At 52.6% G+C, this 12961-nt stretch carries 11 protein-coding genes; 5 read left to right on the top strand and 6 right to left on the bottom strand.

What is annotated here, in order from left to right; genetic code table 11:
• Positions 1-9: 9 nt before the first annotated feature.
• Positions 10-1749 (bottom strand): NAD+ synthase, encoded by a 1740-nt coding sequence (locus M2120_RS01260; protein ID WP_280796919.1) that lies wholly within the window; start codon positions 1747-1749, stop codon positions 10-12.
• Between the two features lie 35 nt (positions 1750-1784).
• Here M2120_RS01260 and M2120_RS01265 point away from each other — a divergent pair, with 35 nt between their 5' ends.
• Both M2120_RS01265 and M2120_RS01270 read left to right on the top strand, forming a co-directional pair.
• Positions 1785-3122 carry a glutamine synthetase family protein gene (locus tag M2120_RS01265; protein ID WP_280796920.1) on the top strand — a complete coding sequence of 446 codons (1338 nt, stop codon included), beginning with the start codon at positions 1785-1787 and terminating at the stop codon, positions 3120-3122.
• A 15-nt stretch (positions 3123-3137) separates the two neighbouring features.
• A complete protein-coding gene (locus tag M2120_RS01270) occupies positions 3138-6104 on the top strand; it encodes a bifunctional [glutamine synthetase] adenylyltransferase/[glutamine synthetase]-adenylyl-L-tyrosine phosphorylase (RefSeq protein ID WP_280796921.1) in 2967 nt (988 codons plus the stop codon).
• A gap of 72 nt (positions 6105-6176) precedes the next feature.
• Here M2120_RS01270 and glnA read toward each other — a convergent pair whose 3' ends face one another.
• Positions 6177-7601, bottom strand: coding sequence for a type I glutamate--ammonia ligase (glnA, locus tag M2120_RS01275; RefSeq protein WP_280796922.1), 1425 nt, complete (start codon positions 7599-7601; stop codon positions 6177-6179).
• Positions 7602-7742: 141 nt separating this feature from the next.
• Here glnA and M2120_RS01280 point away from each other — a divergent pair, with 141 nt between their 5' ends.
• Complete coding sequence (locus M2120_RS01280; protein ID WP_280796923.1) at positions 7743-8285, top strand: RDD family protein; 543 nt, start codon at positions 7743-7745, stop codon at positions 8283-8285.
• Positions 8286-8333: 48 nt separating this feature from the next.
• Here the strand turns inward: M2120_RS01280 and M2120_RS01285 are convergent, their stop codons facing one another.
• The 3 genes from M2120_RS01285 to lipB all read right to left on the bottom strand — a co-directional run bounded on the left by M2120_RS01285 (position 8334) and on the right by lipB (position 10710).
• On the bottom strand, positions 8334-9029 hold the full coding sequence (locus M2120_RS01285) for a DUF4191 domain-containing protein (RefSeq protein ID WP_280796924.1): 696 nt from the start codon (positions 9027-9029) through the stop codon (positions 8334-8336).
• Between the two features lie 69 nt (positions 9030-9098).
• The gene (gene lipA, locus M2120_RS01290) at positions 9099-10079 is read right to left on the bottom strand and encodes a lipoyl synthase (RefSeq protein ID WP_432418524.1); all 981 of its coding nucleotides are present in this window, start codon (positions 10077-10079) and stop codon (positions 9099-9101) included.
• A complete protein-coding gene (gene lipB, locus M2120_RS01295; RefSeq protein ID WP_280796926.1) occupies positions 10069-10710 on the bottom strand; it encodes a lipoyl(octanoyl) transferase LipB in 642 nt (213 codons plus the stop codon). Before lipB ends, lipA begins: the two co-directional genes overlap by 11 nt.
• Positions 10711-10824: 114 nt before the next feature.
• Here lipB and M2120_RS01300 point away from each other — a divergent pair, with 114 nt between their 5' ends.
• Together M2120_RS01300 and M2120_RS01305 are read left to right on the top strand one after the other, a co-directional pair.
• Positions 10825-11070: a hypothetical protein gene (locus M2120_RS01300; protein ID WP_280796927.1), complete on the top strand. Its 246-nt coding sequence runs from the start codon at positions 10825-10827 to the stop codon at positions 11068-11070.
• A gap of 84 nt (positions 11071-11154) precedes the next feature.
• Complete coding sequence (locus M2120_RS01305; RefSeq protein ID WP_280796928.1) at positions 11155-11568, top strand: hypothetical protein; 414 nt, start codon at positions 11155-11157, stop codon at positions 11566-11568.
• Here M2120_RS01305 and sucB read toward each other — a convergent pair.
• On the bottom strand, positions 11565-12923 hold the full coding sequence (gene sucB / locus M2120_RS01310; RefSeq protein ID WP_280796929.1) for a 2-oxoglutarate dehydrogenase, E2 component, dihydrolipoamide succinyltransferase: 1359 nt from the start codon (positions 12921-12923) through the stop codon (positions 11565-11567). The two genes, M2120_RS01305 and sucB, sit on opposite strands and share 4 nt — an antisense overlap.
• Positions 12924-12961: the final 38 nt, after the last annotated feature.

Below are 12961 nucleotides of genomic sequence, written 5' to 3' on the forward strand. Positions count from 1 at the left end.
GGAATCAGTCTAGTTACGCGTGAAAGTCACGGGCAGACGGCGGTCACGGCCAAAAGCCATCTGGGAAATCTTGGGGCCGATCGCTCCTTGGCGTCGTTTCCATTCGGCGCGGTCCACAAGCGAAATTACTCGTTTCACCATGGCATCGTCGAAACCACGAGCCACGATGTCCTGTGCACTTCTGTGCTCTGTGATGTAGAGGTCCAAAATGGCATCTAGTACGTCATATTCAGGCAGGCTATCTTGGTCAATCTGACCTGGACGCAGTTCAGCAGAAGGCGGCTTGGTGATTGAGTTCTCGGGGATTGGGGGAGTCAGGCCCTTCTTGCGAGCATGCTCATTACGCCAGCGGGCTAGTTCCCACACCAAAGTTTTCGGAACGTCCCTAATGGGGGCAAAACCGCCCACACTGTCGCCATAGATAGTGCTGTATCCCACAGCAATCTCGGTCTTATTGCCCGTTGTGAGAACGAGGTGCCCTTCGGCATTGCTCAACCCCATCAGGATGATGCCTCTGATTCGCGCTTGGAGGTTTTCGGCAGCCACTCCGTCGAGGTGAAGTTGAGATTCAACGGGTTCAACCAATGAGGCGATAGCTTCGGTGCGGATGTTTATTCCCAACCGCTGAGCAAGGTCATCTGCATCCGATCTGGAATGATCACTGGAGTAGTTACTGGGCATGGATACACCAAAGACGCGGTCAGAGCCGAGAGCATCTACTGCGAGGGCGGCACATACGGCAGAGTCAATACCGCCGGAAAGTCCCAGAATGACGGAGGAGAAGCCATTCTTTTCCGCATAATCTCGCAAACCTAGGACCAGTGCATCCCAGATTTGTTCATTCATCTCTAGCTGTTCTGCAATTTCCACAGTGAGTTGAGAACGTGTTGCGCGCAATGGCGAGCCACTACCCGCCTCGACAACAACGACTCCAGGTCCAATCTGGGATCCGTGCGAGGTGCTTTCAGTTACGTCGACATCCACGTAGAGGGTCTGTTCAACAAATTGGTGGGCACGAGCAAGGAGTTTGCCTGATTTATTTGTGACGAAACTGCCACCGTCAAAGACCAAGTCATCTTGCCCGCCAACGAGATTGAGATAAGCCACCGGTGCATTCACCTGCTCAGCACGGCGCTGAACGAGTGGAAGTCGAACTTCGTCTTTTTCGCGTTCGAAAGGAGAACCATTGAGTACCAGCAGCAGACTGGGTTTTGCTTCAGCGATTGCTGCAACCGGGCCGCCTTCACGCCAAATATCTTCACAAATAGCCAATGCCACATCAGCGCCTGCCACATGAACTACGACAGCATCTGTTCCGGGGCGGAAGATGCGGTATTCATCGAAGACAGAGTAGTTAGGGAGGTGGTGCTTGTTGTAGATGCCAATAATGCGGCCATCATGCAGGATTGCAGCAGAGTTGTATGCGATTGCGCTGGGCGAATGCGAGCTTTCATGGTGATCAGTAATGGGGCCATGGGCAAATCCCACAATCACAGGGATTGATCCTGCTCCCGCATTCGCAATCTGTTCCGCGACAAGCTCAAGGGCTTGACGGGATTGGTGCAGAAAATCTGGCCGATTGGCTAAGTCCTCGATGGGATAACCCGTCAAAACCATCTCGCCAAATGCGACCACATCGGCTCCTTGGGCATAGGCCTCGAGTGTTGTGTTAACAATCTGTAAAGAATTCCGAGAAAAATCCCCTAAACGCGGGTTTGTCTGGGCAAGAGCCAAGCGAAGAATCGGCATAACAAGTAGCCTAGTAGCGATAGGAAAGGGTTCTTATGGACAAGCAACAGGACTTCGTGCTGCGCACGATTGAAGAGCGTGGCGTTAAGTTCGTACGACTGTGGTTTACCGACGTTGTGGGAACCCTGAAATCTGTTGCTGTGGCTCCGGCAGAGGTCGAAGGTGCCTTTGCTGAAGGCGTTGGTATTGATGGTTCGGCTATCGAAGGTTTGACCCGCGCCTATGAGGCGGATGTACTGGCTCACCCAGACCCCAGCACTTTCCAGATTCTTCCTTGGCGCGGTGAGGTAGACCCCACTGCACGTATGTTCTGTGACATCAACACTCCAGATGGACTGCCTGCTGTTTCTGATCCACGAAACGTTCTCAAGCGCACCCTGGCAAAGGCCGCAGAGCGTGGATTCACGTTCTACACCCACCCAGAAATCGAGTTTTATCTCCTCAAAGACAGTGACTGGGCAAACGGTGGGGCACAACCCATCGATACTGCAGGCTACTTTGACAACGTTCCTGGTGGAACTGCACACGACTTCCGTCGCCGCTCGGTTCGCATGCTCGAAGACATTGGTATTTCTGTGGAGTTCAGTCACCACGAAGCAGGTCCAGGTCAGAACGAGATTGACCTGCGCTATGCAGATGCATTGACCACAGCAGATAACATCATGACCTTCCGCACCGTGATCAAAGAAGTTGCCATGGAGCAAGGCGTCTACGCCACCTTCATGCCCAAGCCTTTTGCCGAGCACCCTGGTTCAGGTATGCACACTCACATGTCGCTGTTTGAGGGTGACAACAACGCTTTCTACGAAGCAGGGGCCAAGCACCAGCTTTCTAAGGTGGGACGCCAGTTCATTGCTGGTCTTCTCCACTTTGCTCCAGAAATCACGGCTATCACCAACCAGTACGTCAACTCGTATAAGCGACTCTGGGGTGGCGGTGAAGCACCAGCTTTCGCAAACTGGGGTCACAACAACCGTTCTGCGCTCGTTCGTGTTCCTGTCTATAAGCCAGGTAAGGGCCAAAGTGCACGCATTGAGTACCGTGCTATTGATTCAGCTGCAAACCCCTATCTCGCCTACTCAGTCTTGCTTGCAGCAGGCCTGAAAGGTATTGAGGAAGGCATGGAGTTACCTGCAGAGTCTGAAGAAAACGCGTGGGAGCTCACTGACACCGAGCGCAAGGCGCTGGGCTATCGTCCACTACCTTCCAGCTTGAACAACGCCATCTCATTGATGGAAGAGTCGGAGCTTGTAGCTGAGACCCTGGGTTCCAAAGTGTTTGACTACGTCTTGCGAAACAAGCGTCAAGAGTGGGCTGATTACCGTAACCAGGTAACAAACTTCGAGCTACGTTCTAACCTCGAGACGCTCTAACACTTCTCACTGCTCGTGGCACTGTCGCGCACACAGCTCGCTAAGGCCGGTTTTACCGACCTCAGTGAAGCGTTGGTGCAGGTCGAATCAGTGGGTGAACTCACCGGTGCACAACCCGAACTGATCCTTGAAGCTGTTCATACCAGCGCGGATCCTGACCGAGCATTAACCTGGCTTCTCCGGCTCGCACAGTCACCTGCAATAGTGGGGCCACTCAAGAAACTCCTCAGGGACGAGACTGCAGCCACTCGCTTGCTCATCGTGCTCGGTGGTTCAAAGGGCCTAGCCGAGTTCATTGAACGCCATCCGCACACTCTGAGTTTCTTCAGCGAAGAACCAGGGTTGCCTGGTGATCAAGAAGCGCTCCGAACTTCTTTACTCAGGAGTGTGAATGCCTCGAAAGGTTTCGCCAAAGTAGGTGGGGACGCCGCAAGAGACGCGCTTCGTGTTCACTACCGCGAGCTGCTCCTCAAGATTGCGTTGTGGGATCTCTGCCATGAAGATCCACTCCAGCAAATCGAATGGGTAACAGGTTCACTTTCTGATATTGCCGGCGGCGCTCTCGAGGGAGCTCTGGCTATAGCGAGGACTGAAGTCGCTGAGAACTTCAGCAAGGAAGAAGTATCTCTGGTTGAGCTTGCCATCATAGGTATGGGAAAGTGTGGCGCTCGGGAGCTGAACTACCTCAGCGATGTTGATGTTATCTATGTGGCGGCATCGTTGGATGAGGAAAAACTGCCCACGGATAAAGCCCTGACTATTGCGACGAGGCTTGCCCAGCACACTGCTCGAGCAATATTTGATGTGTCTAAAGAGCCAGGATTATGGGAAGTAGACGCCAACCTGCGCCCAGAAGGCAAAGACGGAGCACTCGTACGCACTCTCGAATCTCATCTTGCTTATTACGATCGCTGGGCAAAGGACTGGGAGTTCCAAGCGCTACTCAAAGCACGTCCAATTGCAGGAAGTGCTGAGTTGGGGCAGAAGTATGTCTCCTCTGTTGCGCCCAAGATTTGGTCAAGTGCAAGCCGCTCCAATTTTGTTGAACAGGTTCAACGCATGCGTGAGCGTGTGACAGAAAACATCCCAGGTGATGATGTTGAGTACCAAATCAAACTAGGCCCTGGTGGTCTTCGAGATATTGAATTTACTGTTCAACTTCTACAACTCGTTCACGGACTTGTAGACGATTCTGTACACACCAAGGGAACACTCGAGTCACTGATTCGACTGTCACAGGCAGGCTATGTTGGGCGCGAAGAAGCCCAGACATTTGCTCAGGATTACCGTTTCCTGCGCTTACTTGAGCACCGCATGCAATTACGAGATCTTTCTCGCACCCATCTCATGCCACGTGATGAAGCTGGGCAACGTATTCTTGCCCGTGCAACTGGGCTCTGGCACACTGCTGAAGAAGTTGTCTCGAAGTGGCAACAAACCAAACTTGATGTTCGGGAACTTCACGAGCGACTCTTTTATCGCCCACTGCTGGCTGCTGTAGCAAAACTTCCAGAAGAAACACATCAGCTCACCAATGATCAGGCACAAGCCCGTTTGGCAGCTATTGGTTTCCGTGATCCACAGGGTTCACTTACTCACATTGCAGCGCTGACGAACGGTGTTTCACGCCGTGCTGCCATTCAGCGTGCACTGTTGCCTGTCATGCTGCAATGGCTCTCTGAGGGGGCTAACCCAGATCATGGATTACTCACATTCCGATTGCTCAGTGAGCAGTTGGGTGAATCTCACTGGTTCCTTCGAATGCTCCGAGACTCCGCAGGTGCTGCACAGCGCTTAACAAAAGTTCTGAGCGGTTCACGTTACGTGTCGGATTTGATGGAACTCATCCCAGAATCTGCTGCTTGGTTTGACGGAGATGAGGAACTCGCACCCACAACACTTGATTTGTTGGAATCTGAAGTGTTGGCAATCCTTGCCCGCCATCACGATGACGATGAGGCAGCACGTAAAGCAGTTCGTGCCATGCGCCGGCGTGAAGTCTTGCGCTTGGCAATCGGGGGAATCCTCAATGTGGTGGATATCTATGGCATCAGCCAAGGCCTCAGTGATGTCACCACTGCTGCATTAAGCGGTTATCTGGGTATTGCTCTTCGTGAAGAAGAACATAACCCTGAATTCGCCGTGATCGCGATGGGTCGCTATGGAGGTCAAGAGCTGGGCTTCGATAGTGACGCAGACGTTATCTACGTCTATCGAGGAACGCCAGAGTGTGACGGTGAACAGGCTCAGAAACGTGCTGAACGTATTATTTTGCGTGTGAAGGAGCTGGTTGAAGACCCTCGACTTCCATTTGAAATCGATACCGATCTTCGCCCTGAAGGTAAGAATGGGGCGATTGCCCGTTCGTTAGATTCCTATGCCGCTTACTACGCTCGTTGGTCGTTGATGTGGGAAGCCCAAGCCCTGTTACGTGCGCGAGCAGTTCTGGGCCCCGAAGAGTTGCAACGAGACATGATGGAACTGATCGATAGCGTTCGCTATCCAGCAGGTATTAGCTCTGATGATGTTCGCGAAATACGCCGCATAAAGGCCCGCGTTGAGGCTGAACGTTTACCGCAAGGCGCTGATCCATCACGTCATGTGAAGCTGGGACGTGGATCTCTCAGCGATGTCGAATGGACTATTCAACTATTGCAGTTGCAATATGCCCACAGTCATCCAGAATTGCACACAACATCTTCAATTCAAGCGCTTCGTGGTGCTGTCACTGCCGGACTGCTCGACAAAGTTGACGCAGATAAGCTCATTGCCGCATGGATCTTTGCATCCAGAGTTCGATCTGGCATCACTATCTGGGCCGATAAAGCTACTGACGTCCTACCTCAAGATACCCGTGATCTTGAAGGAATTGCTCGCCTGCTGAATTACCCGCCAGGATCAGCAACCCGGTTGGAGGAGGATTACCTCTCCATTACACGTCGTGCACGCCACGTTGTTGAACGCGTATTTTTTGACTTCTAAGTAATTCTCGGACTTAACGAAGAATGCCACTGCCTTGCGGCAGTGGCATTCTTGTGAGTTTCCTCTTGGACGTTAGACGCCGTAGTAGAGCTCGAACTCGAAGGGGTGAGGACGCAGCGAGAGAGGCTTGATTTCGTTGTCGCGCTTGTAAGAAATCCAGGTCTCAATGAGGTCCTTGGTGAACACGTTGCCTGCAAGCAGGAATTCGTGGTCTGCTTCGAGTGCCTGAAGAGCGTGCTCCAGTGACTCAGGAACCTGAGGAATGTTCTTTGCTTCCTCTGGTGGCAGCTCGTAGAGGTCCTTATCCACGGGCTCGTGAGGCTCGATGCGGTTCTTAATTCCGTCGAGACCAGCCATCATCTGTGCAGCGAATGCGAGGTAAGGGTTACCAGAAGCATCAGGTGCGCGGAACTCGATACGCTTTGCCTTGGGGTTGTTACCGGTCAAGGGGATGCGGATCGCAGCGGAACGGTTACCAGCGGAGTAAACGAGGTTTACGGGAGCTTCGTAACCAGGAACCAGACGGTGGTATGAGTTCACAGTTGGGTTGGTGAATGCGAGCACAGCACCTGCATGCTTGAGCAGACCACCGATGTACCAGCGAGCGATGTCAGACAGACCTCCATAGCCGTTCTCGTCGTAGAACAATGGCTTGCCGTCGTTCCAGAGTGACTGGTGGGTGTGCATACCTGAACCGTTGTCACCGAAGAGAGGCTTAGGCATGAAGGTTGCAGTCTTGCCCCACTCGTTTGCAGTGTTCTTGACGATGTACTTGAACTTCAAGATGTCATCAGCTGCCTTGACCATGGTGTCGAAGCGGTAGTTGATTTCACCCTGACCTGCGGTGCCAACTTCGTGGTGGCTGCGCTCGAGGATGAGACCTGCGTTGATGAGCTTGAGGCAGATGTCATCACGCATGTCAGCGTGCTGGTCAACGGGGGAGACGGGGAAGTAGCCACCCTTGTATGGGGTGGTGTTTGCGAGGTTTCCGCCTTCGATCTTCTTGCCGGAGTTCCATGGAGCCTCGGAAGAGTCAATCTTGTAGAAGGAGGTCTGCTGGTTTACTTCGTAACGAACGTCATCGAAGATGAAGAATTCAGCTTCTGGTGCGAAGTATGCAGTGTCAGCAATACCAGTTGAGGCCAGGTACTTCTCTGCCTTCTTGGCAACCTGGCGGGGGTCACGGTGGTAAATCTCACCAGTGCGTGGGTTGTAGATGTCGAACAGCATGACGAGGGTGCGCTCGGTGCGGAACTCATCGATGAAGCAGGTGGTGGGGTCTGGGATGAGCTGCATGTCTGACTCGTGAATCGAGGCGAAGCCGCGGATCGACGAACCATCGAACATCTGACCAACAGTGAAGAATTCTTCGTCAACTGTCGATGCGGGGATGTTGAAGTGCTGCTGAACACCGGGAAGGTCGGTGAAGCGGATGTCAAGGAACTTTACGTCAGTGTCCTTGATGAACTTCAGAACCTCAGAGGAATCTTTGAACATGCTTAGATAGCTCCAAATTTGATGGAATAAAGCGGTTACGAAAGTGCAACCTTGGTATCAATGTACGAGTCTGGCGTTGCGTAGCTGTATCGCAATTGTTTCCACCATGTTACAAGGTAACCAGAGCGTAAACTTGGGCTCATGGCATCTCAGAATTCTGGCCCCGCACAACGTCCTGATTTACCCATCAGTCGCTATCCCGGGGAGCGACTGGGATTGCCGGAAAGTGGACCTCGTTCTGTGGCTCGCGTGGGGCGCCGAATCATTGCGCTAGCTATTGACTGGACCATGTCAGGGTTGCTGGTTTCGATGTTGATGGGCGCTAATTACTTTGAGTTAGTCGGGCGTGCAACTGCTGCCTCAGAAGAGGTTCGTAAGAACTCAAACAGCCAGACACTTGCACAAATGCAGGTCGCTAGCGATGCTCTGGTGGCACACCAAACACTCGTAGGTCTGATGTTTGTGGCCTTGCAAATACTTGCCATATGGACCATTGGTGGAAGTATCGGTCATCGAATCATGAAACTCTATGTTGTCAATTTTCATGGCGGAACTTTGACGTGGTGGAGGCCGATAGTTCGCAGTCTTCTCCTTGTTCTTGTTATCCCGGCACTGGTCTGGGATTCAGATCAGCGTGGCTTCCACGACAAGATTGCTGGGACACTTCTGCTCAAATCGGTATAACAAGAAATCCGGCCCACTAGAGAAGTGGACCGGATTTGTTGAATGTATTTAGCGTGCGCGACCGGGGCGAACCTTGTAGGGGTCAATGCCCTTCGGAATAGGAACATTTGTTCCTAGAGAAGACAGGCGATTAACAACCACGCGGACTTCACTCTTGGTCAGTGCGGGCTTGATCTTGGTCAGTTTCCAGCCAAGTTTGTAGAGCTTGACGGATTCCTCATCTGGTCCCACGGTCAGTACGGTGATGGGAACATTTGGAAGAATCTTTGCCGTCTTACGCTTTTCATCATCAACTAGGCGCTGTGTGCGTGAAATGGGACCCTCCGCAATGAGTGCCACACCTCCACGACCTACCGCACGGTAGATGGCATCCTTCGTCTTAGGGTTGATGGCAACAGGCATCTCTTCGGCAACCCAGTTGCGACGCAGAGCAGACTTGATCACAGCTCCCACGGCGCCAGGCTGGCCCTCAATTTGAGAATAAGCAGCACGCTCAGCGCGGCGACCGAGCACGATGAGGCCCATGAGTACACCAAGCAACAGTCCGATAAGGATCCAGATGACGAGTGTGAACACGTTTCCGTTGCTCAGGAGGACGCCTGTTAGAACACCTGCAGCTACGGGAAGTAAGACGGACAGCAACAGCAGCCAAATAATGCTCTTGTCGTAGCGACGGGTCATTTGGAAGACCTGCCACATCTGAGCTAGACGTGAAGATCCCTTGGGTTTTTTCGTACGTGCCATGTAGAAAACAATACCTATCGCTGAGTAGTTATCTGGACCACCACGGGGGTTAAGTCCGTATATGAAGACTTAGACGGCTTGAGAGAATCCCAATTCGGCATCAGCCAAGTGGCTTAAGCTTTCAGGGATGTCGCGGCCTTTAGCACGCATTGATTGCGCATAGAGGCGACCAGCGCGGTAGGACGAGCGAACAAGTGGCCCAGACAGGACACCGAGATATCCGATGGCCTCTGCTTCATCCTTGAGCTCGACAAACTCTTCTGGGTGGACCCAACGGTCAACAGGCATGTGTCGAGCACTGGGTCGCAGGTATTGGGTGATGGTGATGATGTCTGTGCCCGCGTCATAGAGATCCTGCAACGCTTGACTTACCTCTTCACGAGTTTCACCCATTCCAAGAATCAGGTTTGATTTCGTAATCATTCCTGCATTGCGGCCCTGAGTGAGGACATCAAGTGAACGCTCGTAGGTAAATGCTGGTCGCACGCGCTTGAAAATACGGGGAACTGTCTCAACGTTGTGTGCAAAAACCTCAGGTGCAGCATCAAAAACTTGCTTAAGGTGCTCTGGGTTACCAGAGAAATCTGGAACCAGAATCTCAACGCCGGTGTTGGGGTTTTGCTGATGAATCTGACGGATGGTTTCTGCGTAAAGCCATGCGCCCTCATCTTCGAGATCATCACGTGCAACCCCAGTAACCGTGGCATAGCGCAGGTTCATTTGGGCAACTGATTCACCAACGCGACGTGGTTCATCACGATCGAAGGCGTCTGGCTTGCCCGTATCAATCTGGCAGAAGTCACAACGACGAGTGCACTGTGAACCACCGATGAGGAATGTTGCCTCTCGGTCTTCCCAGCATTCATAAATGTTGGGGCAACCAGCTTCTTGGCAGACTGTGTGCAGGTCTTCGCTTTTTACGAGTTTCTGCAACGACTGATACTCGGGCCCCATCTTGGCTTTTGTTCGAATCCATTCGGGCTTTTTCTCGATTGGAGTAGCACTGTTACGAACTTCCAAGCGGAGAAGTTTGCGGCCATCAGCTGACATGAGCATCCTCAAAGTAGTGAGTAAAAAGACGAGTAACTACAGGGACAACATCTCCAGGGGTGATATTTGTTCCTGAAACTTGAGAAAGAGTTGTTGCGCCGGCATCACGGATTCCGCAGGCCACAATGTTTTCGTAAGCCTGGAGGGAGTTATTGCAATTGATGGCAAAACCGTGCATCGAGACGCCTTCGCTGATGCGAATGCCAATCGCGGCGACTTTGTCGTAGTTCAGGCCACGATTGACCCACACGCCAGAACGTCCATCTACCCGCTCACCGGTAACCTCGAACTCGGCAGCGGTATCGATGAGTAAACCTTCAATGGTGCGCACATAGGCAACAACGTCCATGGGTTCGTCAAGCCTGGTGATGGGGTATCCCACAAGCTGTCCTGGCCCGTGCCAGGTGATTTTCCCACCACGATCTACATCGATAACTTCTGTGCCGTCTATGGGGCGTTCAGAGTCCTCTGTACGCTTTCCTGCTGTGTAGACAGACTGATGTTCCAGAAGCAGCAAGGTGTTGGGCCGATCGCCAGCAACTACTTCTTTGTGGACTTGACGTTGGGTTTCCCACGCATCACGGTAGGCAACTGCGTCGTCTCCGAGACCGAGAATGACGACATCCAACATGGCTTAATTCTACTAACCCCCTGTGCCCTGTTTTACACAGAGAATTCATTGAGCTATATCCACAACATCATGGTTTGTGCAGGAAAAGTAGCTAGTTCAGGTCACAGTAGGTGGATGAACCAGTCGCAGCTGTCACACACTCTCATCGGCTATCGCCATGGGCAGATGACACCGGGTGCTAATCACGTCATTGGAACGTCACAGATTGATGGTGTGGACGTTCAACACCAGCTCTCTATATGTGTTCAGCCAGCGTTGCCAATAGATGTCGGGAGGAGTCGGGATGGTGATCTCGTCTGGGTTTCTGAAATCGATGACAACTCAACTCCATCCGCAGTTCCGTCACTCTTCAATCCTTAGGAACCTTCGACACAGGCATCACCAGTTGCGCACGAGACTCTTGACAAAGATGATTCGTGGCTGCCGTTCCAGGAACGACTGCAGGTGTTGGGTAAATATCGAAAACCAATCCTCTTTGCAGCTGGTGCTGTAGTAGTGATTGTGGCAATGAGCCTGTTGATACCTACATCCTCGGCAATAAGCAATACTTCTGCACCTTCAGAGAGTTCGATTCGGGAAACTACACTTCCACTTGCAACTGAAAACCCCACTGCGCAAGACCCCGAATCTGCGGCTATAGCTTTCGTGCTGAAAGGGGAGGTTGAAGGGGTAACACCGGATGAAGATGATCAAGCGTCAGATTTTCAGGCAACAGTCGTGAGTCAAAGCGGTGAAATAGTTCTCGTTGATGTGTTACGAAACGAAGCAGGTGGGTTAACGACATTCGCCACGCTGCTCCTGCAAAAGTCAGGAACGACGTGGCGAATTCGTGAGGTGTTTGATCCTCGTAGAACTTAGATGCCGAGGTCGGCTTCGAAAGCACCTTCTTCGAGACGTTCCTTGATTGCGCCAAGGAAGCGAGCTGCATCTGCACCATCGATGATGCGGTGGTCGTAGGAAAGTGCAAGGTAAACCATCGAGCGAACTGCAATGACTTCCTGACCCTCTGCCTCAATCACAACGGGACGCTTGGTGACAACACCGGTACCGAGGATTGCAAGCTGTGGGAGGAAAACAACAGGAGTGTCGAACAGTGCACCGCGTGAACCAGTGTTGGTCAGTGTGAACGTTCCACCAGCAAGCTCATCTGGCTGCAACTTGTTGTCTCGGGTACGAGCTGCAACATCTGCAATGGCAATTGAGTACTGTGCAATGTTGAGCTCGCCTGCGTTCTTCACTACTGGAGTGAGCAGACCGCGTTCTGTGTCAACAGCAATCGACACGTTTTCGTGACCTGGGTAGACAATGTTGTCACCTTCAACGGTTGCGTTGATGATGGGGAATGCCTTGAGAGCTTCGGTTGCTGCGAGAGCAAAGAAGGGCATGAAGCTGAGCTTGCCACCGGTTGCAGCAACGAACTGGCTCTGAACCCGCTTGCGTAGTTCTGCAATTCGAGTGACGTCTACTTCGACAACGCTTGTGAGCTGAGCGGTGCTCTGCATAGAGATCACGGCACGTTCTGCAACAACCTTGCGCAGACGAGTCATAGGAACAGTAGTTCCGCGAAGTGGGGACACAGCTAGCGGGGTGCGGGTCTTTGCAGGTGCTGCAGAAGAACCACCGCGTGCAGAGAGAACATCTTCCTTGCGGATGCGTCCACCGATGCCAGTACCGACAACAGTGTTCAGGTCAACACCGTTCTCGTTAGCAAACTTGCGAACGATGGGAGTGACATAGCCAGCGCCACCTGAGTGTGCAGGTGCTGCTGGAGCTGCAGGAGCAGCTACTGGCTGTGGAGCAACAACAGGAGGAGCAACCACTGGAGGTGCTACTACGGGAGGAGCTGCAACGACGGGAGGAGCCACAACTGGGGCAGCTACAGGTTCGGGAACTGCAACAGGTTCAGGGGCAGCTACAGGCTCGGCCACGGCAGGTGCTTCTGCAGCTGGAGCTGCAGGTGCTGCGCCAGAGCCAGATCCATCGCCAATGTGTGCGAGAACAGTGCCAACGGCGACAGTCTCATCTTCTTGAACCAAGATGGCCTCGACAACACCTGAGATAGGTGAAGGGATCTCGGTGTCAACCTTGTCAGTTGATACTTCGAGTAAAGGCTCATCTACCTCTACACGGTCGCCGACGTTTTTGAGCCACCGGGTAACGGTGCCTTCAGTGACGCTTTCACCCAGTGCGGGGAGGCTGACTGACTCGCTCATGTACTAAATCTCCTTGTTAGCTGATGCGTTGATTAGCT

Source organism: Aurantimicrobium minutum (assembly GCF_029893825.1).
Lineage (GTDB): Bacteria > Actinomycetota > Actinomycetes > Actinomycetales > Microbacteriaceae > Aurantimicrobium > Aurantimicrobium minutum_C.

What these genes read in the sequence shown, in the direction of transcription:
- M2120_RS01260 (WP_280796919.1), bottom strand. Translation starts at nt 1,749, where the DNA reads ATGCCGATTCTTCGCTTGGCTCTTGCCCAGACAAACCCGCGTTTAGGG.
- M2120_RS01265 (WP_280796920.1), top strand. Translation starts at nt 1,785, where the DNA reads ATGGACAAGCAACAGGACTTCGTGCTGCGCACGATTGAAGAGCGTGGC.
- glnA (WP_280796922.1), bottom strand. Translation starts at nt 7,601, where the DNA reads ATGTTCAAAGATTCCTCTGAGGTTCTGAAGTTCATCAAGGACACTGAC.
- M2120_RS01280 (WP_280796923.1), top strand. Translation starts at nt 7,743, where the DNA reads ATGGCATCTCAGAATTCTGGCCCCGCACAACGTCCTGATTTACCCATC.
- M2120_RS01285 (WP_280796924.1), bottom strand. Translation starts at nt 9,029, where the DNA reads ATGGCACGTACGAAAAAACCCAAGGGATCTTCACGTCTAGCTCAGATG.
- lipA (WP_432418524.1), bottom strand. Translation starts at nt 10,079, where the DNA reads ATGTCAGCTGATGGCCGCAAACTTCTCCGCTTGGAAGTTCGTAACAGT.
- lipB (WP_280796926.1), bottom strand. Translation starts at nt 10,710, where the DNA reads ATGTTGGATGTCGTCATTCTCGGTCTCGGAGACGACGCAGTTGCCTAC.
- M2120_RS01300 (WP_280796927.1), top strand. Translation starts at nt 10,825, where the DNA reads ATGAACCAGTCGCAGCTGTCACACACTCTCATCGGCTATCGCCATGGG.
- sucB (WP_280796929.1), bottom strand. Translation starts at nt 12,923, where the DNA reads ATGAGCGAGTCAGTCAGCCTCCCCGCACTGGGTGAAAGCGTCACTGAA.